This window comes from Nocardiopsis synnemataformans (assembly GCF_965343085.1).
GTDB lineage: Bacteria > Actinomycetota > Actinomycetes > Streptosporangiales > Streptosporangiaceae > Nocardiopsis > Nocardiopsis alborubida.
This window is the reverse complement of the sequence record NZ_CBDRFA010000017.1, coordinates 17,392-42,900: the sequence shown is the minus strand read 5'-3', so window position 1 is coordinate 42,900 and position 25,509 is coordinate 17,392. Positions and strand designations below refer to the sequence as shown.

Genomic DNA, 25,509 nt, shown 5'->3' with positions numbered 1-25,509 from the left:
TCCGAACGGCCGGTTTGGCATACCCCTGACCTGTAAGAACGCAGCGCGTCGTTGGATTTTCCACGCATGTTACCGGGATACCGCCTCGCCGCCGCTGCGGTCGGCGGCCGCAGCGGCGTGCTCGACGGCATGGGGCAGGAATGCGGCCGGGAGCCCCTCCCGCCGTGGGCGAAGAAGACCAGGTACACACGCCAAACAGGCTGACGGAGCCGGTCCGGCCAGCCCCGCGGGACTTGCCGCATGCAGATGTAACTACTACTGTTACGACTAGAACCGAGGGGCGAGGGAGGCGGAGTCCGACGTGAGCGCCAACAGCAGACTGACCATCGCGGCGCACGTCCTGACATGGATCGGGCTGTACCAGCGGCGCGGCCACGAGGTCGCCACCTCCGAGCAGATCGCGACGAGCGTCAACACCAACCCGGTGGTGATCCGCCGCCTGCTGGCCGAGCTGCGCAAGGCCGGTCTGGCCGATTCACGGCGGGGGGCGGGGGCGGGCTGGATGCTCGCGCGGGACCTGGCGGCGATCACCCTGCTCGACGTCTACCAGGCGATCGAACCGGGACCGGTCTTCGCCCTGCACCGCGCGCCACCGGACCCCGGGTGCGTCGTGGGCCACGGCATCGGACCGGCGATGACCGCCGTGTACGACGACGTGGAGACCGCCCTGCGCAGGGAGCTGGCCAGGACCACGCTGGAGGACGTGCTGCGGGACGTCTTGAAAACCGCCTGACCCCGGACCGTCGACTTCCCCCGATCGAGGGGGATCGCATCCCGTGCTCAACGATGTAACCAAAAAGGTTACATCACACGGACGAAAAGACTAAGGACAAGAACGATGGCAGCAGACACCCAGACCTCGCGGACCGTGGCCGAGAAGTTCGTGGAGCGCCTCGGCAGGCAGGACCCCGACGGCATCCAGGAACTGTTCGCCGAGGAGATCGACTGGTACGTCCCCGGCAGTGACGCGCTGTCCTGGACCGGGCGCCGTACCCGCCGGGAGGAGGTCGCGCCGTACTTCACCACGATGTGGCCGCACTTCGCGCACGGCAGGAGCAAGGTCGTGCTGGAGCGCGTCATCGTCGACGGTGGTGACGTCGTACTACTGGCGGTCTGGACGCACACCGTCGTGGCCACCGGGAAGGAGTTCACCACACCGGCGGCCATGCACCTGAGGGTCGAGGACGACCGGATCGTCCGCATGCACCTGCACGAGGACACGCTGACCGTCGAGAAGGCGTTCGACGCCGACTGAGTGGAGAGTGCTCAGGGGCTGACCATGGCCACCTCCGGGAATCTGGTGTGAGCCGTCAGAAGAGCCACAGGGTGACCGCGAGCGACCCGAGGAAGACGACACCGGCGAGGACCTGCTTCGTCCAGTGGGCGTCGTACAACTGTGGGGCGGTGCGTGTCGAGAGCAGCAGGTACCCGTCGGAGGAACTCGCGATGAGGGTGTCCTCGTTCCACTCGTACGCGGTCCCGTTGACCAGCAGACGGGTCCCGGGCGCGACGGCCCACTCCCGGTAGGAGCGTCCGGTGCTCGAATGCGCGTGCTCGGGTTCGAGTTCCCGTCTCGTCTCCGTCCTGCCGAAGGCGCCCTCCGCCAGGGGGTCGACCACGAAGGAGTCATGGGTGAGGGCGATCTTGTCCGTAACGGCTCCACGGGGGTAGCACCACGCGCTCCCCGTCCTGTCCTCGAGCAGGAAGGGCGCCTCGCTCTGCTCCGCGTGGACCAGGGTCGTGCGAAGGCGTTCGTGATGGGAGCCCTCACCCGGGCGGTAGTCCCACACCTCGGTCCGGTACCACACGCACCTGGTCCTGGAGTAGGGGGCGACCAGTGGTCCCGAGGACCCCGGTACGGCGTTCCCGTCGACCAGGACCGAGGTACCGGAGCGGGGCAGGTCCCGCAGCGGAGGTGTCCGGGCGCCGCGTATCCTCCGGAACCGTGCGCGCGTGCGCAGCACCCGGGAGAGCAGGAGGGCGCTGAGCACGGTGGCCAGCAGGGCCAGGAGCTGGAACGCGGTCCGCGATCCACCGACGAACATGTCATCCATAGTCGCCACCTCTCCGTGCCGGTGGCCGTGGTGACAGACCACCGGCACGAAGCATGATCAGCCTTCCTCCGAGCGGTCCGTGTCCGAGCGGTTCGTGTCTGCCTCGGCGAGGGCGTCGTGCCGGGTGGCGGGGGAAAGGGGTGTTCCCGCCAGGTACCCCGCCCGAGCCAGGGCGTTGCCGCCGACCGCCGCGGTGGCCAGTTGCACGAGCAGCGCCAGGCCGATCTTGAGCGCGTTCTCCACCGAGGGGAACCACAGCAGCAGACCGAGCAGGAGCAGGGCCGTCCCCAGCCCGGCCGAGACCGACACCCCGTGCAGGCGGGCGTAGAAGTCGCGCAGACGCACGAGGCCGAGGGCTCCCATCGCGAACACGGACGCTCCGGCGATCACGCAGGCCACAGCGAGCATCTCGAGCGGGGTCATCGTTTGCCTCCGGAGATCAGTCGGGCCAGGGACAGGGCGGAGAGGAAGCCCACGAGAGCGCACACGAGGACGATGTCGACCACCAGGGCGGAGTCGACGCGAAGGCCGAGGACGACCACGAGGCCGACGAAGCCGAAGAGGACCACGTCGGCCCCGGCCGCTCTGTCCCCCCGGGAGGGGCCCGCGAGGATGCGGTAGGTGGCCAGGGCCATGGACGCCCCGAGCAGCAGCAGTGCGATGTCGACGGGGTTCATCAGGTGTCCTCCCCGCGGGGCGTGGCCTTCGCCCGTCCCGTGCGTGTCAGGCTCAACAGGTAGTCCTCCATCTGGTGGATGTCGTCGAGGAAGGCCTGCTCGTCAGCGGTGTACATGCCGTGCACCCACAGGGCGGGCGGGTTGGTGCGGGTGGCCACGGTCACCGTTCCGGGGGTCAGGGAGACCATGTTGGCGACGGCCGTGATCTCCAGGTCGGTGCGACAGCGCAACGGGACCTCGATCAGGGCGGGCACGGACGCGCTGCCCGGGGTGAGGATGTCCCAGGCGACCCGAAGCGTGGAGGTCACCACCCGGGAGCCGTAGAAGAACGGGAACCACGCGATCCGCAGGGTCCTGCGCAGGAAAGGGGTCATCGGTTCGTCACCGCCTCGACGTAGGTGGAGGTGTCCAGCAGATGGGCCGCGGCCTGGGCGCTCAGGTCGAGCAGGACCTGGGCGCCCAGGCCGACGCACAGGGTGACGCCGGTCAACGCCACCGCGGGCAGCACCAGGCCCGCCCGGATCCTCGTGGCGGCCGGGGCCGCGGTGACCGTCACGCCCCCGTCCGTCGGCCGCCCGCCCTCGGGTTCACGGCCGGATCCCGGTTCGGGGCTCCAGAACACCGAGCCCCAGATCTTGAGCATCGACATCAGGGTGATGAGACTGACGGTGACGGCGATCGCGGCGACCACCCACTGGCCATCGTCGAAGGCGGCGGCGACCAGGGTGAGCTTGGCGACGAACCCGGAGAAGGGCGGCAGTCCGGCCAGGGACAGGGCCGCGCCCAGGAAGGCCAGCGCCAGCAGCGGTTCCCGGCGGGCCAGGCCTCCCAGCCGGTCGAGTCTGCCGGTGCCGTGGACGTGCTCGATCGCACCGGTGGACAGGAACAGGGACGCCTTCACCACCATGTGGTGGACGAGGTAGAAGATCCCCGCCATCAGTCCCAGTTCGGTGAACAGGGCCACGCCGAGGAGGATGTAACCGATCTGGCTGACCATGTGGAAGACCAGGATCGAGCGGGTGGTGTCCTCACCCACCGCGCCCAGGACCCCGATCAGCATGGTCGCGCCGAACAGCACCAGGCCCACCCACAGCAGCGAGGACTCACCACCGAAGACCACCGCGTAGAGGCGGTAGATCGCGTAGATGGCGACCTTGGTGTGCAGGCCGGAGAACAGGGCGGTCACCGCCGGGGAGGGCGCGGTGTAGGTGCGCGCTAGCCAGCCGTGCACCGGCACGACGGCGGCCTTGACCGACATCGCCAGCAGCACCACGCCCATGGCGACCGCGACCACGGGCGACTCCTGGGCGGCGCCCGCGAGTTCGCCGAGCTGCACGGTTCCGGCGGCGCCGTAGACCAGGGCGACACCGGCCAGGAACACGGTCGAGGTCAGCAGGTTGACCGCGACGTAGGTCCGTCCGCCCCGCAGGCCCCGCAGGGTCCCGGCGATGGCCATCAGCCCGTAGGAGGGCAGCAGCATCACCTCGACGAACACGAAGAGGTTGAACAGGTCGCCCGTGAGCAGCGCCCCGTACACCCCGGCGGACAACACCAGCACCAAGGACGGGAAGAAGCGCCGACCGGCCTCGCCGGTGGCCACGGCGAAGGCCGAGCAGACCAGCACCAACAGGGCGGTGGTGGTGAGCATCAGCGCGCTGAAGGTGTCGGCGACGAAGGGGATGGACACCCCGGCGGGCCACAGACCCACCTGGTGGGCGTACACCTGTCCCTCCCGGGTGCACCAGAGCAGCGCGACACCGGCGGCGAGCGCGAAGGCGCTGGTTCCCAGGAACAGGGTGCGGGCCACCGGACGCGCGAGCGGCAGGACCAGCAGCGCGGCGCCCAGGAGGGGAACCGCGACCAGCACGGGCAGGAGAACGGGGATCATGAGGCGTCCTCGGTGTCGTCGCTCTCACCGGTCGCGGCGAGGGCGAGCATGTAGATGGTGATGGAGAAGGCGATGACGATCGCCGTGAGCACGAACGCCTGGGGCAGGGGGTCGGCCATGGCGGCGCCGGTGTTCCGCCCCAGCAGGGGTTCGCCCCGGCGGAAGGCGCCGCCCGCCGACATCAGCAGGAGGTTGACCCCGTGGCTGAGCAGGACGAAGCCCAGGACGACGCGGACCATGCCGCGTTGCAGGATCAGGTAGACGGCTCCGGCGACCAGGACGCCGATCGTGATGGCCAGGGTCATCGGGTACCTCCGGTGGCCGGACCGTGCTGGACGGGGTCGGGTGTGTGGTGCGCGTCGGGCTCCGGGGGGCTCTTAGGGCCGGTCCGGGGCAGCCCCAGCTGGTTGAGCGCGGTCAGCAGTACGCCGACCACGGTCAGGTAGACGCCCACGTCGAAGACGAGCGCGCTGGTGAAGTGGTAGTAACCGCCCCAGGGCAGGGGGATCTCGGCGTGCAGGGGCCGCAGGAAGGACCCGTCGGCGTAGCCGAGCAGCCCGGTGACCGCGGCGATGAGGACGCCCGCGGCGATGAAGGCCGGGTAGGCCAGGCGGATGCGGGCCGCCGAGGCGCTGGGCGCGGTCAGGTAGGCCAGGGCGAAGGCCGAACCGCCGACCAGTCCGGCGATGAAACCTCCGCCCGGGGCGTTGTGGCCCCGCACCAGGAGGTAGAGCGACCACAGCACCAGCAGCGGGATCAGCCAGCGCGCCACGGTGCGCATGATCACGGTGTTGTCGTCGGCGTCCCAGAGCGGGTTGGTCCTGGCCACGTGGGAGGGGACTTCGCCGGTCGCGATGAGACCGGACGATCGCAGGACGGCGATGATGATCAGGCCGGCCACTCCCAGGACGGTGAGTTCGCCCAGTGTGTCCAGGGCCCGGTAGTCGACCAGGATCGTGTTGACCACGTTGGTGCCGCCGGTGTCCTCGGGCGCGTGGGAGAGCAGGTAGTCGCTGACCCCGGAGAGCTCCCTGCGGCCGGTGAGCAGGTAGGCGCCCAGACCCGCCACGGCTCCCGCGGCCAGGGCGATCACCGCGGTGAGGGCGGTGCGTGAACGGCGGACCCGGTGGAACTCGCGGGGGAGCCGGCGCAGCACCAGCACCGCCACGACCACCGTCAGGGTCTCCACCAGCAACTGGGTCAGCGCCACGTCGATGGCGCCGAGGAAGACGAACCACAGCGCGGTGGTGAACCCGGCGACCCCGACCAGGGCCAGGGCGGCCATCCGCGAGCGGGTCACCACCGCGGTGAGCACCGCGACCGCCACCAACGCCACCAGGAGCCAGTCCAACGCGCGTGAGGTGGGTGCGGGCGGCAGCCCGTAGTCCAGTCCGAGAGCGGAGACCACGGCGGCGAGCGCGATGAGCATGACGAACGGCACGGCCAGGTGGCGGGTGGGTGCGTCGGTGCGGGTCAGGTCGCCCACGCGTGTGCCCAGGGTGATGACTGCCGCGTGCACGCGTTCGAAGACGTCTGTGCCCTGGACGGGGAGGAACCGGTGCCCGGCGAGTCTCTCCCCGCAGCGGGAGGCCCATGTCAGGAGGGCGCCGAGGAACAGGGCTGCGGCCGACATCCCCAGGGCGGGGTTGAGTCCGTGCCACAACGCCAGATGGGAGTCCGCGGGAGCGAGGGCCGCGTCGCCGGCCGCCCAGGAGACGGCCGGGTTCAGCGCCGTGGCTCCCAGCCCCAGGGCCAGGCCCGCGGCCGCGGTGATCACGGGGGCGGACAACAGGAGCGCGCCCGCTTCCCGAGGCGGTTCCCGGTCGGGACGGCGCCTGCTGCTCCCGCCGAAGGCCATGTACACGAAGCGGAAGGCGTAGGCGAAGGTCAACGACGCCGCGGCGACCGCGACGGCCCCGGCGACCGGACCGCTCCAGGCGGGCCCCGGTGCCTGCGTCAACGCTTCGAAGAGGTTCTCCTTGCTGACGAATCCCAGCAGAGGGGGAACCCCGGCCATGGACAGCGCGGCGAGCGCGCTCACCGTCGCGGTGACGGGCATCGTCCGGCGCAGACCACCCAGTTCACGCAGGTCCCGCGTTCCCGTTTGGTGGTCGATCACGCCCACCGACATGAACAGCGCCGACTTGAACAGGGCGTGGGCCACGGTGTGCACGGCGGCGGCGATGAGCGCCTGCGGGGTTCCCACACCGATGACGGCGATGAGGAAGCCGAGCTGGCTGACCGTGGAGTAGGCGGTGAGTTCCTTCAGGTCGTGCCGTTGCAGGGCCAGCACGGCGCCGATCACGGCGGTGGTCAGACCGACGACGATCAGGGTGGTACCCCACAGCGGCGTGTCGGTGAAGGCCGGGGAGAAGCGCATCGCCAGGTAGACGCCGGCCTTGACCATCGCCGCCGCGTGCAGGTAGGCGCTCACCGGGGTGCTCGCGGCCATGGCGTCGGGCAGCCAGTAGTGGAAGGGGAACTGGGCCGACTTGGTGAACACCGCGATGACGACCAGCACCGCCACGGTGCTGGTGAAGGCGGTGTCCTGGGTCCAGGACAGGTCGCCCAGGATCACGCTGAGGCGGGTGGTCCCGGTGCGCACCCACAGCAGCACCACCGCGGTCAGCAGTGCCAGGCCGCCCATGGCGGTGAGCAGGAACGTGCGCACCGCTGGTCGTGAGGCGCCCGGTCCGGACAGGCCGATCAGGTAGAAGGAGCAGATCGTGGTCAGTTCCCAGAAGACGAAGAGCAGGACCACGTCGTCGGCCAGGACCAGACCGGTCATGGACAGGGCGAAGGCGCTCATCAGGACGTAGAAGCCGGTCCTGCGCCCGGGTGGGAAGTAGCGGGTGGAGTAGGCCATGACCAGCGCGCCCACGCCGAGCACGAGTACACAGAACAGCCAGGCCAGGCCGTCCATGCGCAGGTTCAACCCCACGCCGAGGGCGGGCATCCAGGGCAGGGACGCCTCCAGGGTCTGGTCGTGGTTCCACAAGGAGGGTCCCTGGACCCCGACCCACAGGGCCGCCAGGGCCAGCACCAGGGCGATGGGCCACCCCGTAGCGCGGCCCAGTGGGCGTTCCAGCAGTGGGACGAGCAGGGTGGTGACGGTGAGCATGGCAAGGAGGAGCAGCAGCACGCCGCTGTCCTTTCACGGTTGCGCGCCGGTTCCCGGGCATGCGGACGCACGCCGAGAACGGCCGTGGCGCACAGGAGCGCGGCACGGTCGGCGTTCAGCGAAAGAAGATGGAAAAGGGCACGTGGAAGGTGCCTCACGCAGGACGGAACCCGGGACGGCCCGCGGGCGCTGATGTCAGATACCGGTGCCTTGGGCAGGCCGGACTCCGACGGCGCGCGGACACGGGGCGACCGTCATGCGGAAAAGAGGAAACGCCTCGACCGAGGCGAGAGGGTCAGCTCCGTCCAGGCGGGCAGGAGCTCAGTTCACCGTGGGCGTTGGTACCCCACGAGGTGGAGTAGCCGTTGGTGCCCAGGGGACGGGGATTGCGCACGGGCAACTTGTGCCGCTCGGTGAAGCGCAAACGTCCTACGCGGCCGTAGGCGTGCAGGGCGCGGAAGAACGCGTCCTCTGCGAAGGCGGATGAGCGATGACGTGGTGAGGGGATCGTGGTCACCGTCCGGGACATCACGACACCTCCTCATACATCTCGGTACATCACAGCGGGTTTCACTGTACCAGCCGCCGGTTCACGCAGGCCAGAGGGGGGTCGTGTGTCGGGTGCGCTGGAGGCCTCGGCTCGCGTCGGAATCAGGGAGACACCATCCTCCGTGCCCGTCGTCGACCACCCCCGCGTGGAGTTGGACGCCGCCTTCCCCCCTTACACCACGGGCAGGTCCTGGCCGCCGTGCCCTGGGACGACTGGACCGCGACGTGCGGGCCCGTTCGCGCCAGCGGTCCACCCGCCGTGATCGCGGCGACGCCCCAGCCCTAGACTGCCCGAGCCAACCGTAGGGCCGGACAGGAACAGGGCGTGGAACCGGTGGGACGACGTGTCGGGGACGTGCTCGGCTGGAGCGGGGTCGCGGTGCTCGTGGGCGCTCTGGTCCTCGCCACCCCTCGGGTATCCGGTTTTTCCGAGCACACCGCGCCGGGCGGCCAGGACCTGGCGCTCCTGGTCGGCCCGACGCTGCTCCTGGCGGCCGCGGTGCTGGGATGGGTGTCCCTGACCGCCACCCGCGACCCCGACCGGCTCACCGCGCGTCCGACCACGGGCGGTGTGCTGGGGCGCGGAGCCGTCATCCTGGCGGCGCTGGTGGTGGTGTGGGCGGCCTTCCCCACCCGCCATCTGGTCCTGGCGGTGGACAACGACGGTTACCGCGTCTTTCCCGACGACGTCGTCGCCCTGTGGGCCGGAGTGTGCCTGGTGGCCCTGGGCACGGCGCTGGTCCTGGGAGCGGCCACCGCCCTGCCCTGGCACCGGTGGAAGCGGGTGCTGACCGGCCTGGCGGCGGGCGCCCTGGGCGTGGTGTTGGTCTGGACGCTGGTCCCCGCGGCCATGTCCCACCTGCTCATGGTGGAGCACACTGTGGCCGAGGAGGAGGGCGGGGCGGTTCCGGTCCCGGCCACGATCAGCCGGGTGGGCTGGACCTGGCACCCCGAGCACATGGTGCTGGGCGTGGAGCGGGGACCGCGCGGGCCCCTGGTGCGCCACTCCGACGGGTTCGTGGCCCTGGACGGGGCCACCGGCGAGGAGCTGTGGACCTACCGCAGGCCCTTCGCCCGCCGTGTGGAGGCCGGGGTGTTCGCGGGCCAGGACCGCTACGCCTACCTGTCGCACGTCACCGAGGCCCAGCCCGAGCCCGTGACCCGGACGATGGTGGTGCTGGACGCCGCCACCGGGGAGGTCGTGCGCGAGGCGCCCGTGCCCGCATTGGTGTGGGAGGGACAGGAGGAGCCTCCGAAGGTCCGCTATCTCACCCCCGACGTGCGCGTCTTTCGCGTCCACGAGGATGAACGGCCCTTGGTCGTGGCCTACGCCACCGACTCCACCGAGCGCCTGTGGGAGGTCGAACTCCAGGAAGGGCCCGGCGAGCGCTGGTGCCTGTGGGCCGAGGACGGCGGGATCCGCGGCCACGGCGACCGGGTGCTGGTGGCGAGCCTGTGCCTGGACCAGGAGCACATCCCCGACCAGGACGTGGACTCGGCCCTGTACGGCATGGACGTGCCCGCGGACGCGGTGGAGAGCGTGACCGCGCTGGACGCGGCCACCGGCGAGCAGGTGTGGCGCCATGAGTGGACGCCCGACGACCTGAACCGTGTGGACATGCCCGGTGTCGGCACCGTCCGTGAGGGGCACGGGGGCGACGCGGTGGCCCTGACGGCGGGCGGGGTGTTCGCCCTCGCCGACGGCGCGCCCGCGCCGGTCCGCCCCCGGGTGCCGGACGAGGCACGAGACCACACCCTGGCCATCGACACCGCTGGCGCGGTGGTGCTCCGCGACCAGGGCAGTGAGGAACCCGCTCTGCTCCTGGTCACCGACGCCGCGGGGGAGGTCGTCCAGCGCACCGAGGTCGAGGTGGACGCGAATCTGTGGGTGGCGGTGGAGCGGGCGCACGTCCTGGGTTCGGTGCTGGCCGTGCCCTACCTGGCCCGCGACGGTGACGACCGCCGGGTCCGCGCGGTCGCGGTCCTGCCCTGGGAGGGCGAGGAGGCACAACGGGGATGGACACGGGTCCTCCTGGACGAAGCCGGGACCGTGGAGGACACGGATGACCTGATGGGCAGCGGCGGGTACAGCACCCTCCCGGTCCCCGGCGCGGTGGTCTCCCGCGCAGGGGACCTGTACGGCCTGGTTCCCTGACACTCGACTGTCGCGGCCAGCGTCCGATGTCTCAGAGGCAGGAGGAAGCAGCCAGAACGACCGGGCAGGAGCTGGGAGCCACGTCAGGCCCGTCTCTGGCGGGACGCACCCGCCTCAAGCGGAAGTGCGGACGCCCCGTGTGGTGAAAGCCGCCTCCCTGGCACGGGCCCGGGTGACCACATCTCTCAGAGCGGGGTCGGTGAGCAGCACCACGGGCGCGATACGGTTCGGCGCGGTGGGGTACCACCCGGGCAGAGCCTCCTCGATCACGGCCCAGGCCTCGTCCCGGGCGCCCCGCGCCGCCAGCACTCGGGCGGTCTCCAGGGCCTCCTCGAACTCCGGGGGCTCGGGCGCCCGGTGCTCGTCCAGCCACGCGTTCCAGACGGATCCCTCCGCCTCTCCGGGCAGCCCCGGCACCACCTCACGCAGAGCCCCCAGCAAGGGGCCCACGTTACCGGTGGAGTCGAGGGAGAGACCGTACAGCGCGAGTGGGACCGCCTCGTCCCGGATCTGCTCCACCCCGATCTCGTCCACCACCCGGGACGACAGGGCGTTGCGCAGCTCGTGGTGGACCCACCGCGGCTCCAGGAAGGCGGACAGGACCACCTTGAGGTAGGCGGCCGCGGCCGACCCCTGGGTCTGGGCCCGGTCGAAGGCCGTGAGTGCGAGGTCCACGTTTCCGGCCAGCGCCTCACGGCGCCCCAGCTCCAGCAGTTCCTCGGCGTCATCGGACCGCACCGGGTGTCCCTCGCCACCACTGAGTTCCTCGAAGGAGACGCGCTCGGCGTGGACGAGCGAGGCGAAGGAGCGGTGCCGATCGCCCAGGCCGGGGTACCAGCTCGCCCAGATGTGGGCCGCCCACTCCCCGTCCGGGGAGACGTCGCCCGCGTCCAGGAACCAGTACTGGGCATCGGTGTCGGAGGACACCAGCAGCAGCGGCCCGACCAGCCCCTCGTCCTCCAGGTCCTCCTCATCCAGACCGAGCATGTCCGCCAGACCGAGCCACTCCAGGTCGGCGGCTGAGCTCAGCTCGTAGACGAACGCCCCCATCCTCCCCCAGCCGTCGGACGCGGCGAGGAAGGAGCGGTAGCTCGGCGGCAGCCGACGGCCCAGGCGCTCCTCCACAGCCGCGATCCGCTCCTCCGGGGCGCCCTCGTTGCCGAGCCAGGACGAGGTCCGCTCCTCCTCGTCGACCTCCTCCCCCTCCGCCTCGGCGACACGCAGCATGTCGGCGCTGTACTCGGTGAGGTAGGCCCGCCACTCCTCGGCGGTCGCCGGGAGCGCGGGCGCACCCTCGTCATCTGGGGCGACCGCCAGGCCCAGGAACGGTTCCGGACCGCTCCGCGCCGTGTGGCGCAACCCGTGGAAGGCCTCGTAGACGCGGTCCTCGGCGAAGAACCGCACCCGGTTGAGCTGGGTCTGCCCCGCACCCGCGTTGCGGGTGACCTCCAGCCGCAGGTACCGCCAGGACGTGTCCGCACCGGGGCCGCTGACGGTGAAGTCGCGCGCCAGGTGGCGGGCGGGGAAGAACTCGCCGGACCGGGCGTCGAGGGGGGTCCACTCCTGTCCGTCCGAAGACCCCAGCAGGAACCAGTCCGCGGGGTCGCGGTCGGGGAAGTCGTTGGCGGAGTCCAGCACGTAGCGCCGGACGGTGACGGGCGCGGACATCGTGAAGTCCAGCCGGTCGGCGCGGCGCCGTGACAGCCACTTCCCGGCGGTGGCGTCGAGCAGGTTGAGGGCCGCCTCGCCCGCCTCGGCGTACTCGTCACCCGCGCGCACCGAGCGCACCATGCGGGTGAGGCCCTCCGCGCTGGGGCCGGCGACCGGCTCCAGTTCGACGGCGCGCAGCAGAACCGTCCCCCCTCCGCCCTCGCGGTCGGCCCAGTCGACCCGCGTGAGCGGAGGCCCTCCGTCCTCGACGAGCAGACGCAGCTCCCCGTCCCCGCCCTGGAGCCGGAACCGGTGGCCGGGACGTTCGGGGGGTTCGTCCAGGCGGGTCCCCCGCCACTCGTACTGGATCCCGTCGGAGGTGACGCGTGTGCCGGTGAACCCGTCCATACCGGGGCCGAACACGGCTGCGGCCTCGCCGCCCTCGCAGTCGCGCCAGCCGATTCGGGCCGGTGCGACCGGCTCCCCCGGTTCGAGGAGGACGTTGAGCCGGGGGGCGCCCGTCCACTCCTGCGCGCCGACGCGTCGGCGCTCGGTGGAGAAGGCGAGGGGGGTCGTGTGCTCTGTCATGGGGGTCCCAGCGGTGAGGGGGTGGGGATCGGCCGGAGGGGAGGCGGGCGTCGCCGCTCACGCATCCGCAAGGAGGGTACGCGTGCGCACCGACGTTCCGGTCCCCGGCCGGAACCCGGCCGCCGTGACGACGCCCGGGTCCGGGGAGGCTCACAGAGCCTTGGTGCCAAGGAATCACCCCCGGCGCGGTGAGGACTCCTCGACCGCGGAGTTCGGGGTGGCCCTGGACCGGTCCGCCTCTGGAACAGAGTTCTCTCGTCCTCTGAGACAACCGACCCCGACCACGGCAAGAATGCGGACATGCCCAAGATCATCAAGCAGAAGGCCCGCGCGATCCTGTTCGACCGGCAGCAGCGGCTGGTGCTTATCAAGCGGACCCGTCCCGGCCGCGCCCCCTACTGGGTCACGGCCGGAGGAGGTGTCGAGCCGGAGGACGCCAGCGTGGAGGCGGCCCTGCACCGCGAGGTCTTCGAGGAACTCGGCGGGCACATCGACCGGGTGCGCAAGGTTGTGGTCATCACCGATGAACTCCCCGAAGGAACCCTCATCCAGCACGTGTTCGTCGCGCGGTTGACGGCGATGGACCCCTCCAGCCGTACCGGACCGGAGTTCTCCGATCCCACGCGGGGAACCTACGAGACCGTCGTCCTCCCCGGTACCGACGAAACCCTCAAGGGCATCAGTCTGCTCCCGGACTCGCTGGCACGGTTCCTGGAGGACAACCTGGGCGACCTGGGCGACCTGGTGGCCGGCCCCCGCACGGAGACGCCCCGTGCGTGAATCCGCCAGCCCGAACCGACCGGACAACAGCGACCGGACAACAGCGAAGAGCCGACCCGGGGAACACCGCTGGCGGATCGAGGACACCACGCGCCACAGAACGCGAACGAGGAAGGTCCCATCGTCCCCGCGTGCGCGGAGCCTGGGACCTTCCCGTTCTCCTCCGGTGTGAGCGGGTCAGGTCACGGAGCAGGATCCTGTTCGAGGCCGCCCGCACCGTTCCGTCGACGATCGCGGTCCGCTTGGCGGGCGAGGAGTAGGACTTTCATGCACGGCCGCGAGAGGCCGCGCGGAACGGCTCACTCCGTCTGGTGCTGACGGGGTGACCCGAGAGCAGGCGTCGACGAAGAGCGTCCGGATACACCATCCAGGTAGGTCACGACCGGCGCACCCGTGTGCGGAGAGGTGTCGACGACGGCTTCGACCGCGTAGACGGAACGGATGAGCTCGGGTGTCAGCACAGCGGCGGGCGGTCCCGATGCCGCGACCTGACCGGCGTGCAGGACCGCGACCCGGTCGCAGTAGCGTGCGGCCAGGTTGAGGTCGTGAAGGGCGGTCACCACCGTCATGTCGAGGGAGAGCAGCAGGGTGAGGACCTCGAGCTGGTAGCGGATGTCGAGGTGGTTGGTGGGCTCGTCCAGCACGATCACCTCCGGCCGCTGCGCGAGCGCGCGGGCGAGCTGGGCGCGCTGTTGTTCACCGCCGGAGAGTGTCCGCCACGACCGCGACCGGTACGCGCGCATCCCGGTGAGGGCGAGCGCCTGTTCGATCGCGGCACGGTCCTCGCCGTCCAGTCCGGCGAAGGTGCTGCGGTACGGCGTTCTGCCGAGCGCCACGGCCTCGTCGACGGTGATGTCGGTGTGCACCTCGGGCGACTGTTCCACGATCGCCACCCGCCGGGCGACCGCGCGCCGGGGCAACGAGCGAACCGGTTCCCCGCCCAGGAGCACCGTCCCGGCATCCGGCCGCCGAAGCCCCGCCAGGATGCGCAGCAGTGAGGTCTTGCCGGCCCCGTTCGGCCCGAGCACGGCGAGCACCTCGTTGGAGCGCGCCTCGATCGAGACCCCGTCGAGGATGCGTGTTCTGTCGACCGACCACGTGATGTCGTTCGCCGCCAGTGCCGTCATTGTCGGGCCGCCTTGCCCAGAACGATCGCGAACACCGGCGCACCGAGCAGCGCCGTGATCACTCCCACCGGAATCTCATGTGGCGAGAACGCCGAGCGGGCGAAGGTGTCGACCCACACCAGGAAGATCGCGCCCCCGAGCCCCGTGAGGGGAAGCAGCAGGCGGTGCGTGGGCCCAGCCAGCAGACGCACGATGTGCGGCACGAGCAGCCCGATGAACCCGATCGCTCCGGATGCCGCGACGGCCGCCGCCGTGACGAGCGCGGTGAGAACCATGAGCGTCACCCGTGCCAGGGTCACGTTGATCCCGAGCGAGGAGGCGGTGTCCCAGCCGAAGGTGAACGCGTCCAGAGCCGACGCGAAGAACAGGCAGCCGACGGCTCCGAGCACGATGACGGCGGATGCCACGATCAGCGGCTCCCAGCGTGCGCCCCCGAGTGAGCCGAGCAGCCAGTAGGTGAAGCCTCGGGTGGCGTCCGCGTCGCCGTCGAGCATCAGCACGAGCGAGGTGATCGCTGAGAAGAACTGTGACACGAGCACACCGGTGAGCACCACGCGAGCGGGGTTGGAGACCCGTCCGCCCCCGATGAGGAACAGCACGATCGCGAAGGCGACCAGCGCGCCGGCGAAGGCGCCCATGGAGAGGGTCACCGCGCCCGAGCCGAGCCCGAGGATCATGATCGAGACCGCCCCGGTGGACGCCCCGGAGGAGACACCGAGCAGGTACGGTTCGGCGAGCGGGTTACGGGTGATCGACTGTAGTACCGCGCCCGAGATCGAGAGTCCGAGCCCGACCACGGCGGCGAGGAGCACACGTGGCAGACGCGACTCCCAGACGAGGGCGTCGATGAGCGGCGGTGCCGACGGAACGGGGGCGAGTGCGCCCAGCCCGATATTGCGCAGGATGATCCCGAGCACGTCGAGCGCCCCGATGTTCGCTGTGCCGACGAAGGTCGCGACGATGATCGACACGCACAGCGCGACGATGAACGTGCCGACGATGAGGGACGAGCGCAGCCTGCCCGGTCTGCGTACTGGAGAGAACGCGGCATCACCTGCCGTTGCCTGCGCCGCCAGGGGGGCGGCGCCGGAGAGCGCACCCGTGTCACGCGGGCTGGCCTGCGAGGAATCGGTGAGTCTTGTCATCTTCGCGCGAACACCACGACATCGTCGTAGTACCGCCAGATGACGCCGGTTTCGGCGAATCCGGCGGTGCTGAGCGCTTGCAGGTGCAACTCGAGCGGTGCGTGCGGTGTGGGCGGGCGGTCGGCGAAGCGGTGCTCGCGCTCGGCGTGGTGCTGTCCGAACGCGTCATGCGCGACGGCGTCCGCCCACCACTCGTCCCAGGTCTGCACACCCCGCGCGTGCGCGTCATGCTGGGTGCGTTCGTCGTCAGCGGCCGCCGCCTCGGTGAGAAACGGCTGCGAGCGCGGGTCGTAGCGCAGGTGGTCGGCGTTCATGAAGACACCGTCGGCGGGGAGCAGGGCGCCCAGGGTGTCGTAGACGGCGACGAGCCGTGCCGGCTCCAGCCAGTGCAGCGCGGTCGAGGAGACGGCGACGTGCACCGGCCCGTCGGGCAGCTGAGCCCTCCAACCGGGCGTTGCCAGGTCGACATCGACAGCCGTGAAGCGTGAACCGTGGCGTTGGCCGAGCCAGGAGCCCGCGATCGCGAGCAGCACCGGGTCGTAGTCGACTCCGATCACCCGAGCACCCGGGAACCGGTCGAGGACGCGCTGCGAGAGGCTGCCGGGGCCGCACGCCAGGTCGAGAACGGTCATGCCGGTTCCGTCGGCCTCGAACTCGTCCGAGGAGGCGCACATCCGCGTGATGACGTCGAGCATGATCTCGAACCTCTGCTCGCGGTGGGTGATGTACGCCGCCTGCTGATCGTCCCAGTCACGGATGAGCCGTTCGAGGGCGTTCGTGGCCGTCATTACTTCGCCTCCATGTCGATGAGGCCCTGCGCGACGGTCGGGATGGCCTGCACACTGTGGACCGACGGGTCCATGTGCTGTCCGGGCACGACGATGAAGCGGTCGTTGACGACGGCGTCCATGGTCGAGGTCAGCGGGTCGTTCTTGAGGAACTCGATCTTCTCCTCGGCCGTGTCGCCGGGGTATCCGCGGCTCAGGTCGGCGAGCACGAGCACATCGGGGTTGCGCGCGGCGACCTCGTCCCAGCTGACCTCCGGCCATTTGGTCGAGGCGTCGCTGAAGGCGTTCTCGGCGCCGAGCATCTCGGTCACGGTCTGCGGGAGCCCACCGGGTCCCGCGACCGACGGGGTGGAGGAGGATGACGCGGTCGAGTAGAACCAGACCAGACTCGGCGTGCCCTCGATCTGTTCGGCGATCTCGAGTCCCTCGTCGACCACGGCCTGTTGCTCGGCGACGAGCTCCCGGCCGGCGTCGGGCACGTCGAAGACCTCGGCGATCGTCTCGATCTCGTCGAAGAGCATCTCGAAGGTCGCGCCGCCCTCGACGGCCTCGTGGTAGGTGCAGTCGAACTCGCTCAGATAGGTCGGGACGCCGAGCTCGTGCAGTTCGGCGCGCTCACCGGCGTTCTCGGCGGTGAGGAACGAGGCGAACGACGAGTAGACGAAGTCGGGCTGTGACTCGAGCAGTGTCTCGTGCTTGAGCAGGCCGTCCGTGAGCAGAGGGATGCTCTCGTAGGCGTCGGCGATGTCGCTCGGGACGGGATCGGTTTCGTAGGAGGTGCCTGCCATGCGATCAGCGAGGCCGAGTTCGATCATGATCTCGGTGGCCGACTGGTTCAACGAGACCGCGCGCTCGGGAGCCTGCTCGACGGTCACCTCGGCGTCGCAGTTCTCGACGCTGAGGGGGTAGGAGGTCGCGCCCTCGTCCGCTGCCGCCGCGGAGTCGGTTTCGGGGACGGACGCCGTCGCACACCCGGCCAGAGCGAGAGTCGACGCGACACCCACGGTTTTGATAATGATTTTCAATGTCACGCCCGTAGACTACAGTGCCTCTGCCACCAGGCCGTACTCCACTGGGTGACGGCCGAGGAGGCGCCCGCGGACGCCTCCTCCTTGAGGTCACGTGGCCCCGGAGTTCAGGAACACGACTCCGGGAAACGCGGGACACACCGATCTCGCCGCCGGAGCGGTGGCGGGATCGTCAGGTGTGACGGCGGCGGACCACGATCACGTTGTCCGTGACGCGGGCCGTCGTACCGTCGGGTCCGTTGGCCACTCGCTCAGCGCTTTCGCAGCGTTCGGTGATCCAGCCGTCTGCGAGCATCAGCGTGCCCAGGGTCTCCTCCGGTGTGGGGAACGCGGGCTCCTCGTCTTCGAAGCGCCAGGACCAGGGCGCGGTGGACGCGTGGTCGATGATGACCAGGCGACCGCCGACCGCCACGTGCTGAGCAGCGCGGCGTAGGACCTCTTCTCGGCCGAACGCCACCGGACTGTGGAAGTAACAGGCGTAGACCAGGCCGAACGGTCCGGTGGGCAGCGTACGGGACAGGTCGTGCCGCTCGGCTCGCAGGCGGTCGAGGCCCTGCGCGGCGGCCATGTCGGCGATGCGCGCGACCGCCGTGGCCGAGACCTCGGTCGCGGTGACGTGCCAGCCCAGGGAAGCCAGCCACCGGGCGTCTCCGCCGCGGCCGGAGCCGAGATCACAGGCGTGACCCGGCGCCAGCTCGAGGTCACGTACCAGCTCGGTGAGCCGGGCATTGGGCGGGGGCGCCGTTACGGGCTCGGCTGACTGGTGCAGCGGTTCCCAGAACTCGGTGCTGGGTGAGGTGAGGTCCTGACCGTCATGTGTCATACGGCGATGCTCGCCGACACCCGTGATTCCGGGCAATCTCTTTTGCCGGAACAGCAAGTACGCAGGTCCTGCCCGGGTTTGCCAGAGCCACTCCCCCATATGATAATGATAACTGTTATCAGTTTACTTGACGGAGGCATCGTGAACACCGACGAGGGCATCCCGTCACTTCCGAACGCCGCCGGTGTCGCATCGGTCACTGATCCCTACGTCCGCTACCTGGTCAGGAACCGGGACTTCACCGCCCCCGCCGTCGCGGCCGCGATCGCGACGCTCGATCAGACGAGGTCAGGTCGTCACACACGTGTACTCGACGCGGGCACGGGGGGCGGCGGCGCGTTGCGCGGCCTGGCCCGCCTGGTCCGCGCCGCTGGCGGCGACGGAACGGTGACGGCCGTCGACGCGGACGCGCGCGCGATCGCGGCGGCAAGGCTCCTGGTCGACGATCTACGGCTGGAACGCCTGGTCGGTCTACGCGTCGCCGACATACGTGACGTCGCGGCCGAGGCCTCGGCCGCCGGTGGCGCCTTCGACCTGGTGTGGTCCTCAGACGTCCTGTGGCCCACGACCTTCGCCGACCCGACAGAGGTCGTTCGAACCCTCACCGACGCGCTCGTGCCGGGTGGCACACTGGCCCTGTTCACGACGAACTACTACCAGTCGATGTTCCTGCCAGGACATTCACGGCTCGAACGGCTCGTCAGGACCGCCTCCGAGCTCACCTGGGCGCTGCCAGCGGACGGGCCGACCCACCACGAACGGCTGGGTGCCTGGATGCGTGACGCAGGACTGACCGACATCACCCTGCGCGTCTTCCCATTGGTCGCTTCTCCGGCCACCGCCGACCCCACGGCCTGGGCTTACCTGGAGCAGATTGTCTGGCCCGAGATGCGCCGCGCCGCGGCCTCCAACGGGCGGGCCGCGGGCATGACGGACTCCGATCTCGTACGTGCGGAGGAACTGCTCGATCCGACCAGTCCCGCATGGATAGGCGCCGATCCGACCACCTACGTGGTCCAGCCCACCCTGCTGTGGACCGGCCGCGCCCCAGCCGCCTGACCGCGCGGCGCTCGCACAGCACGGCACATGGATCCGCCGCTGGTCAGCGCTCGTGCCGCGTCGTCTCCACGACCGCCGGACGACCGCGCCGGACAACCCGCCCGCACCCGGTCCGGCTACCGGGCTCGCGCTCCCGGAACCGGCCGGGCGCCCCCTCTTCCCACGTCGTTCACTTCTCCCACTCTCCGCTCTTCACATCTGTGACGGCGCCCTGGCCTCTCCCCCGGGCTCGGCGGGATCGACGTCCGTTCCGGGAGTGAGCACGTCGGCCTGTCGTCGGCGCCGCACCAGTCGGCCCACCAGGCCGTGCCTGGGCGCTGCGAACCAGGTCAGCAGGAACATCCCGGTCAGGACCAGGACGATCATGCCGCCCGCGGCCAGGTTGAGGGCGTAGGACGCGTACAGGCCGGCGAGGGAACCGAGGCCGCCCAGGACCGGTGCCAGCAGCATCATCATCCCCAACCGTTCGGTGAGCAGCCGCGCCGTCGCCGCGGGGGTGATCAGCAGCGCCAGCACCAGGATGTTGCCCACCGCCTGGAGGGACACGACGATCGCCAGGGTCACCATCACGTAGAGGAGCAGGTCGAGGGCGAAGACGGGCAGGCCCATGGCCCTGGCGCTCTCCCGGTCCAATCCGACCGTCACCAGCTCCTTGTGGACCAGCAGCGCGACCAGTAGCAGCCCGGCTCCGATGACCGCGATGTTGCGCACGTCGGCGTCGCCGATCCCGAGGATGGACCCGAACAGGAAGGACTCCAGCGACCCCCCGTAGCCGGGGGCGGTGCTCAGGATGACGATGCCGAGGCCGAAGGCACCGGCGAAGAACACCCCGATGACGCTGTCCTCCTTCAGCCTCCTGTTCTGGGAGAACACCGCCACCAGGACCGCGGTCACGACACCCGCGACGGCGCCTCCCAGGACCAGGTTCGCGCCCAGGACGAAGGACACGGCGACACCGGGGAAGACCGCGTGGGCCACGGCGTCGCCGATGAAGGACATACCGCGCAGCACCACATGGGAGCCGATCACCCCGCAGACGGCACCGGACATCAGGGCCACCAGGAAGGCCCGCTGCCAGAAGGAGTACTCCCAGGGGGACGTGAGGAACTCGATCACTTCTCCACCCCCAGCACGTGCAGGAGCCGGTCGGAGCCGGTGACGCCGAAGGCCCTGAGCCAGACAGCCGGATCGCGCAGTTCCTCGGCGCTTCCCTGGGCCACCACGGACCTGTTCAGCAGCACCAGCCGCCCGCAGGAACGGGCGGCCGCGGACAGGTCGTGCGTGGTCATGAGCAGTGCGGTCCCTTCCGCGGCCAACCGGGTAAACAGTCCGTCGAGGAGTTCCTGGGTGGGCACGTCCAACCCCGTGTACGGCTCGTCCAGGAGCAGCAGCCGTGGACGCAGGGCCAGCGCGCGGGCGACCAGGACGCGCTGGCGCTGCCCGCCGGAGAGCTCCCCCACCGGACGGTCGCGCAGGTCCGTCATGTCCACCCGTTCCAGGGCCTCGGCCACGGCCGCGCGGTCGTCGCGCCGGGGAGGGCGCAGCCACCCGATGCGGTGCGTCCGCCCGGTCATGACCGCCCCCGCCACCGAGACCGGGAAGTCCCAGGCGAACTCGTGGCGCTGGGGGACGTAGCCGATGGTTCCCCTGCTACCGGCCGCCGGGGCCCCGGAGATCCGTACCCGTCCTCCCGCCGGGGGCACCAGTCCCAGGACGACCCGGAGCAGAGTCGTCTTGCCCGCGCCGTTGGGACCGATCAGGCCGACGGTCTCCCCGGCGGCGACGCTCATGGTCACCCCGGTCAGCACCCTCCGACCGGCCAGGTCGACGGCCACGTCCTCCACGTCGAGCACACCGGCGGTCATGACTCCCTCCCGTTCCGGGCACGACGGCCCAGGAGCAGTCCCAGCAGGACGGCCGACACGAGGAGCACGACCGCTCCCGCGCCGCCCGCGGCCCACACCCACCCGGGCAGGTCACCGGTGCCGCCCTCGGCGGCGGCGTCCGGGGTCTGGGCCGGCGACCGCTGCGCCAGCAGGTCGAACGCGGCCTCGGGGTTCTCCTCGCCCGCGTGGACGGCCAGGAACCCGCGGTCTTCCACCTGTTCCCCGTCGAGCGTGGCGGCGCTCATCCCGATGTCCAACAGGTAGGTGCCCGGGGCGGTGAAGGCCCAGTTCCCGTGAGCGTGGGTACCCAGGTCCACACCGGTCTCCTGCGGCAGTTCCCCGCCGCCGTCGAAGACGATCCGCGGATCCCCGAAGTCGGTGTTGAGGAACAGGGTGAAGTCCCCCGGCCCCTCCGCACCGTGCAGGGTCCAGGTGACCTCACGGTCGACCGAGGAGGCGACCTCCGGGTCCTGGGTGTTCCATCCGGGCCACAGCACTCCGTCCTGTTGGACCTGGGGCAGCATCCACACCTGGTCCCCCGGGGCGCCCAGGAAGGCGAAGCGTTCGTCGTCGGGGACCTCGACGGTGGCGGTGTCGGCGGCTTGCAGGACCACGTCGGGCAGGTCTCGCCACACCGCCGGGGAGACGGTGTCGTCGCGGACCTGGAGCGCCCATTCCCCGTCCACGAAGCGCGGGCCGAGATCGACGTGGCCGTCAGCGATGACCGCCCGCCCCTGTGCCTGCGACTCGCCGGAGTGGACCGTGCTGCCCCCGTCCGTGTCCTGGGCGGCGGCCGCGACCGGGGGCGACATCAGCAGCGCCACGCCGACGAAGGCCGTGGCGGATCGAGCCCATGGGCCTGTGCGCATCTTTCCTCTTCCGTCTCTCACCGGGTTCATCCCAGGCACCTGAGCAGTTCGTCGGCGTTGTGGCGCATCATGCCGGTGTAGCTCCGCGTCTCCTCGTCGAAGGCGTCCCCGTAGAGCTTGCACACCCGCACCCCCTCGTCCTCGGCCACCTGGGTGAGCACCGAGGCCCGGCGGGCGAGGTTGGGTTCCATGAACACCGCGGGGACGTCGAGGTTGCCGATCGTCCGGGTGAGCGCGGCCACCTGTTGGGGGCTGGGCTCCTGCGCGGGGTTGGGGACGACGAAACCGGCGACCGTCATCCCGTAGGCCTCGGCCAGGTAGCCGAACGCGTCATGCGTGGTGATGAGCTGGCGCCGGTCCTCGGGGATCTCCTCGATGGTCCGCGTGACGTGGGCGTCGAGTTCGGCCAGCTCCGCCAGGTAGGCGTCGGCGTTGGCGTGGTAGGTCTCCCCGTTGCCGGGGTCGGCCTCCACGAGGGTGTCGCGGATCAGCTGGACGTAGGCGGCGGCGTTGGAGACGTCCTGCCACAGGTGGGGGTCGATCTCCCCGTGGACGTGCCTGCCGAGCACCGCCTGGGGCAGCTGGTAGACCTCTTCCCCGGGCGTCCCCAGGAAGGAGAAGGCCGGGTCGTCGGGGACGGTCTCCACCGCCTTGTTCGGCACGTCGATGACGATCTCGTCCGCGGGGACGATCTCCTGGTCGGCGCCCACCTCCTCGTCGACGTAGGCGTACATCTCCCCGGTGTCCAGGTCCACGGTGAGGTCCGTGTGCCCCCTGTCCAGGACACGGAGGCCGTCGCCCCCCTCGACGTCGCGCGGTTCCATCCCCACCGCGAGCCGGAAGGATCCCTCCGCGACCGGTGTGGGGGCCTGCCCGTCCTCGACCTCCAAGAAGGCCTCCAGGTCCAGCGTGTACTCGCCCGGTTCGTCGAACGCCCAGTTGAGGTGGGTGTGGGCCGCGGGGGGCAGGGGCGCCGAATCGGTCTCGTCGAACCCGTCGGCGGAGTCGAAGTACACCACCGGGGTGCCCAGGGCCTCGGTGAGGTAGAGCCGCAGGTCTCCGGGCCCGTCCAGGCCGGTGGCCCTCAGGTGCACGGTCGAGGTCCGGGTCGCGCCCAGACCCTCCCCGTCCCCGCGGACACGCAGCCCCAACCAGATGACGTCCAGCCCCAGGTCCTCCACCAGGGGGATCACGTTGGCGCCGTAGGTCTCGGACACCTCGGCCAGGGAGACGTTGAGGGCGTCTTCGGGGATGTTGTTGTCGATGGCCTTGATCAGGGCCTGCTCCTCCAGGAGCAGGTGGTTGGTGAAGGCCACGTCCGCCTCGGTGACGCGTACCGCGTCGGCCGGAGTCGGCTCGTAGGAGTGGGGGTCCCCGCCGGGCGGGACCAGGGACGAGGCGTCGACCAGGTCCCCGCCGACCTGGGAGGCCAGGTCGGCGAGGATCTCCGTGGTGGTGACCACGGTCAGCCCTCCGTCAGCGCCGGAGGCCGCACCCGAACAGCCGGCCAGTGCCGTGGTCAGTGCCAGGGCTGCCGCGGCCGCCCGGATGGCGCGCATGTGCTCTCTCATCGTCGTCGGGCTCCCTGTCACGCCGTCGGGGCGTCGGGACGCCGCCGTGTCCGAGCCGCCAGGACCGCGGTCCCGCCGAGCAGGGTGAGGAGCGCGGCCACGAGGACGAACGGAACCAGGTCGTCGCCGGTCCTGGGGAGTCGCCCCTCGGGGCCACCGGAACCGCTGCCGCCTCCGGCGCCGGATCCACCGCCGTCGCCGGAGCCTCCGCCGCTACCGCCGCCGTCTCCGTTACCGCCGTTACCGCCGCCGTCGCCGTTACCACCGCCTCCACCGGAACCGCCACCGCCGGAGACGACCGTCACCCTCAGGGTTCCGGTGTCGCTGACGCGTTCGCCCCCGGTCAGGGTCGCGCTCATCTCGAAGTCGAGCTCATAGCTTCCGGTCGCGGCGAAGGCCCAGTTCCCGTGCGCGTGCGTCCCCAGGGGGACCTCGAAGGAGTTGGCCCCCTCCGATCCGTCGAACAGGACTTCGGGGCTGCCGAACGAGGAGGTGGAGAACAGGGCGAACCCGCCCGGCCCGCGGACTCCGTGCAGGGTCCAGGTGACCTGGCCGTCGACCTGCCCGGACGTGATCTCCTCGGTGTTCCACCCGGCCCAGACCACCCCCTGCCTCTGCACCTGGGGGATCATCCACACGTCGGCTCCGGCCTCGGTCAGGAAGTCGTAGGAGGAGCCGGAGGGCCATTCCTGCCGGGCGTCCGCGGCCACCTCCAAGACCGCGCTGTCGAGCGTTCGCCACGTGGTCGTGCCCGACCGGGTGCCGTCCTTGACCGACAGTTCCAGGTCCCCGTCGATGACCCTGCCCGCCACGTCGACGTGGCCGTCGTTCAGGGTGACGGTCTCTCCCCCGACCGCCGGTTCGTCGTCCGCGGCCATGGGGCGCACCAGCGCGTCCGACGCCTCGTCGGACGGGGAGGCCTCGTCGGCCTCCTGTGCGGGCTCGGGAGGATCGGGGGCCTCAGGCCGCTCCGGGAGCCGCGGGAGCGGGGCCCGGGGCGGCGCGGCTTCGGGGACGGGCGCCATCGCACTCGCGACCAGGCGGTGGGTCCGCTCGGTGGTGACCTCGTGACCGTCGGACAGGGTCGCCGCGGCCTCGAAGGTGACGGTGTACTCCCCGGGCTCACCGAAGCCCCATGCGGCGTCCGTCACCCGTCCTTCGGGCAGGGCCGCCGATACCGGTTCGGTACCGTCACCGAGCAGGAGCGGCGCCAATCCCTCGGTGTACAGCCCCACCTCACCGGGGCCTTCGACCTCGGTGAGTGTGACGCGAACGGAGTCGTCGAGCGAACCCCGGACCCCGGTGGTGTCCACACCGGAGGCGGCGGAGACCGCGTGCTCTGGATCGGTCTCGTGGGGGGACAGGCCTGAGAGCCACACGGTGTCGGTGCCCAGGGTCGCCGGACTCACCGCGACGAGCGCCGTTTCGGGTTCGCGCTCGGGTCCGTGCCGTTGGTCGGCCGCGGTTCCCCCCACCTGGGGGACCGCCTCCGTGGCGGGACCGGTCTCCTCCCACGGCGTGGAGGGCGGGTCGGGAGCAGCGGCCGTCGCGGGCTCGGGCCCGTGACCGGCCAGTTCCAGCACCAGTTCGTCCTGGTCCAGGGTCAGGAGGAGGCCGGGGGGTTCTGGCACGCCGGGGGACGCGGACGCCTCAGGGGATGCCGTGTCCGCCGCGACGGTGCCGGGGAAGGCCGCGACGAGAGTCAGGGTCAGCGCCGTGGCTCCCGCGCGCAGAAGAGCGAGGGGATGCAT

Annotated in this window: 24 protein-coding genes; 5 read left to right on the top strand and 19 right to left on the bottom strand. The window is 70.8% G+C overall.

What is annotated here, in order from left to right; genetic code table 11:
* The first annotated feature begins 301 nt into the window (after positions 1-301).
* Together ACSIH6_RS12275 and ACSIH6_RS12270 are read left to right on the top strand one after the other, a co-directional pair.
* The gene (locus ACSIH6_RS12275) at positions 302-733 is read left to right on the top strand and encodes an Rrf2 family transcriptional regulator (RefSeq protein WP_435108380.1); all 432 of its coding nucleotides are present in this window, start codon (positions 302-304) and stop codon (positions 731-733) included.
* Positions 734-838: 105 nt separating this feature from the next.
* The gene (locus ACSIH6_RS12270; RefSeq protein WP_435108379.1) at positions 839-1,255 is read left to right on the top strand and encodes a nuclear transport factor 2 family protein; all 417 of its coding nucleotides are present in this window, start codon (positions 839-841) and stop codon (positions 1,253-1,255) included.
* 55 nt (positions 1,256-1,310) lie between these two features.
* On the opposite strand, the gene ACSIH6_RS12265 is transcribed toward ACSIH6_RS12270, so the two are convergent.
* The 8 genes from ACSIH6_RS12265 to ACSIH6_RS12230 all read right to left on the bottom strand — a co-directional run bounded on the left by ACSIH6_RS12265 (position 1,311) and on the right by ACSIH6_RS12230 (position 8,269).
* Entirely contained in the window at positions 1,311-2,054 is a 744-nt protein-coding gene (locus ACSIH6_RS12265) for a GIDE domain-containing protein (protein WP_435108378.1), read from the bottom strand.
* A 57-nt stretch (positions 2,055-2,111) separates the two neighbouring features.
* Positions 2,112-2,477: a monovalent cation/H(+) antiporter subunit G gene (gene mnhG / locus ACSIH6_RS12260; RefSeq protein ID WP_435108377.1), complete on the bottom strand. Its 366-nt coding sequence runs from the start codon at positions 2,475-2,477 to the stop codon at positions 2,112-2,114.
* Positions 2,474-2,731 carry an MrpF/PhaF family protein gene (locus ACSIH6_RS12255; RefSeq protein WP_435108376.1) on the bottom strand — a complete coding sequence of 86 codons (258 nt, stop codon included), beginning with the start codon at positions 2,729-2,731 and terminating at the stop codon, positions 2,474-2,476. The genes mnhG and ACSIH6_RS12255 overlap by 4 nt, the downstream gene beginning before the upstream one ends.
* Positions 2,731-3,105, bottom strand: a complete 375-nt coding sequence (locus tag ACSIH6_RS12250; RefSeq protein ID WP_435108375.1) for a Na+/H+ antiporter subunit E — start codon at positions 3,103-3,105, stop codon at positions 2,731-2,733. The genes ACSIH6_RS12255 and ACSIH6_RS12250 overlap by 1 nt, the downstream gene beginning before the upstream one ends.
* Positions 3,102-4,619, bottom strand: a complete 1,518-nt coding sequence (locus tag ACSIH6_RS12245; protein ID WP_435108374.1) for a monovalent cation/H+ antiporter subunit D family protein — start codon at positions 4,617-4,619, stop codon at positions 3,102-3,104. The genes ACSIH6_RS12250 and ACSIH6_RS12245 overlap by 4 nt, the downstream gene beginning before the upstream one ends.
* A complete protein-coding gene (locus ACSIH6_RS12240) occupies positions 4,616-4,924 on the bottom strand; it encodes a sodium:proton antiporter (RefSeq protein WP_435108373.1) in 309 nt (102 codons plus the stop codon). The genes ACSIH6_RS12245 and ACSIH6_RS12240 overlap by 4 nt, the downstream gene beginning before the upstream one ends.
* Positions 4,921-7,740 (bottom strand): DUF4040 family protein, encoded by a 2,820-nt coding sequence (locus ACSIH6_RS12235; RefSeq protein WP_435108442.1) that lies wholly within the window; start codon positions 7,738-7,740, stop codon positions 4,921-4,923. Before ACSIH6_RS12235 ends, ACSIH6_RS12240 begins: the two co-directional genes overlap by 4 nt.
* 295 nt (positions 7,741-8,035) lie before the next feature.
* Positions 8,036-8,269 carry a hypothetical protein gene (locus ACSIH6_RS12230; protein ID WP_435108372.1) on the bottom strand — a complete coding sequence of 78 codons (234 nt, stop codon included), beginning with the start codon at positions 8,267-8,269 and terminating at the stop codon, positions 8,036-8,038.
* A gap of 354 nt (positions 8,270-8,623) precedes the next feature.
* Between ACSIH6_RS12230 and ACSIH6_RS12225 the strand changes: the two genes are divergently transcribed.
* Positions 8,624-10,444, top strand: coding sequence for an outer membrane protein assembly factor BamB family protein (locus ACSIH6_RS12225; protein WP_435108371.1), 1,821 nt, complete (start codon positions 8,624-8,626; stop codon positions 10,442-10,444).
* Between the two features lie 114 nt (positions 10,445-10,558).
* Here ACSIH6_RS12225 and ACSIH6_RS12220 read toward each other — a convergent pair whose 3' ends face one another.
* Positions 10,559-12,682: an SMI1/KNR4 family protein gene (locus ACSIH6_RS12220; RefSeq protein ID WP_435108370.1), complete on the bottom strand. Its 2,124-nt coding sequence runs from the start codon at positions 12,680-12,682 to the stop codon at positions 10,559-10,561.
* Positions 12,683-12,982: 300 nt separating this feature from the next.
* On the opposite strand from ACSIH6_RS12220, the gene ACSIH6_RS12215 reads away from it, so the two are divergent.
* Positions 12,983-13,462 (top strand): NUDIX domain-containing protein, encoded by a 480-nt coding sequence (locus ACSIH6_RS12215; protein WP_435108369.1) that lies wholly within the window; start codon positions 12,983-12,985, stop codon positions 13,460-13,462.
* Positions 13,463-13,761: 299 nt separating this feature from the next.
* Here ACSIH6_RS12215 and ACSIH6_RS12210 read toward each other — a convergent pair whose 3' ends face one another.
* The 5 genes from ACSIH6_RS12210 to ACSIH6_RS12190 form a co-directional block, all read right to left on the bottom strand.
* Positions 13,762-14,589 carry an ABC transporter ATP-binding protein gene (locus ACSIH6_RS12210; protein ID WP_435108368.1) on the bottom strand — a complete coding sequence of 276 codons (828 nt, stop codon included), beginning with the start codon at positions 14,587-14,589 and terminating at the stop codon, positions 13,762-13,764.
* A complete protein-coding gene (locus ACSIH6_RS12205; protein WP_435108367.1) occupies positions 14,586-15,734 on the bottom strand; it encodes a FecCD family ABC transporter permease in 1,149 nt (382 codons plus the stop codon). Before ACSIH6_RS12205 ends, ACSIH6_RS12210 begins: the two co-directional genes overlap by 4 nt.
* Positions 15,731-16,522, bottom strand: a complete 792-nt coding sequence (locus ACSIH6_RS12200) for a class I SAM-dependent methyltransferase (protein ID WP_435108366.1) — start codon at positions 16,520-16,522, stop codon at positions 15,731-15,733. The genes ACSIH6_RS12205 and ACSIH6_RS12200 overlap by 4 nt, the downstream gene beginning before the upstream one ends.
* Positions 16,522-17,526 (bottom strand): ABC transporter substrate-binding protein, encoded by a 1,005-nt coding sequence (locus ACSIH6_RS12195; RefSeq protein WP_435108365.1) that lies wholly within the window; start codon positions 17,524-17,526, stop codon positions 16,522-16,524. Before ACSIH6_RS12195 ends, ACSIH6_RS12200 begins: the two co-directional genes overlap by 1 nt.
* Before the next feature lie 196 nt (positions 17,527-17,722).
* Entirely contained in the window at positions 17,723-18,373 is a 651-nt protein-coding gene (locus tag ACSIH6_RS12190) for a class I SAM-dependent methyltransferase (RefSeq protein WP_435108364.1), read from the bottom strand.
* A gap of 141 nt (positions 18,374-18,514) precedes the next feature.
* Here ACSIH6_RS12190 and ACSIH6_RS12185 point away from each other — a divergent pair, with 141 nt between their 5' ends.
* Positions 18,515-19,432: a methyltransferase domain-containing protein gene (locus tag ACSIH6_RS12185; RefSeq protein ID WP_435108363.1), complete on the top strand. Its 918-nt coding sequence runs from the start codon at positions 18,515-18,517 to the stop codon at positions 19,430-19,432.
* A gap of 192 nt (positions 19,433-19,624) precedes the next feature.
* Here the strand turns inward: ACSIH6_RS12185 and ACSIH6_RS12180 are convergent, their stop codons facing one another.
* Genes ACSIH6_RS12180 through ACSIH6_RS12160 form a run of 5 tightly spaced genes read right to left on the bottom strand, consistent with a single transcriptional unit; the run spans position 19,625 to position 25,509 of the window.
* Complete coding sequence (locus ACSIH6_RS12180; protein ID WP_435108362.1) at positions 19,625-20,548, bottom strand: anchored repeat-type ABC transporter permease subunit; 924 nt, start codon at positions 20,546-20,548, stop codon at positions 19,625-19,627.
* A complete protein-coding gene (locus tag ACSIH6_RS12175; RefSeq protein WP_435108361.1) occupies positions 20,545-21,297 on the bottom strand; it encodes an anchored repeat-type ABC transporter ATP-binding subunit in 753 nt (250 codons plus the stop codon). The genes ACSIH6_RS12180 and ACSIH6_RS12175 overlap by 4 nt, the downstream gene beginning before the upstream one ends.
* Positions 21,294-22,187, bottom strand: a complete 894-nt coding sequence (locus ACSIH6_RS12170; protein ID WP_435108360.1) for a TIGR03773 family transporter-associated surface protein — start codon at positions 22,185-22,187, stop codon at positions 21,294-21,296. The genes ACSIH6_RS12175 and ACSIH6_RS12170 overlap by 4 nt, the downstream gene beginning before the upstream one ends.
* A gap of 26 nt (positions 22,188-22,213) precedes the next feature.
* The gene (locus ACSIH6_RS12165) at positions 22,214-23,758 is read right to left on the bottom strand and encodes an anchored repeat ABC transporter, substrate-binding protein (protein WP_435108359.1); all 1,545 of its coding nucleotides are present in this window, start codon (positions 23,756-23,758) and stop codon (positions 22,214-22,216) included.
* Positions 23,759-23,775: 17 nt separating this feature from the next.
* Entirely contained in the window at positions 23,776-25,509 is a 1,734-nt protein-coding gene (locus ACSIH6_RS12160) for a choice-of-anchor M domain-containing protein (protein WP_435108358.1), read from the bottom strand.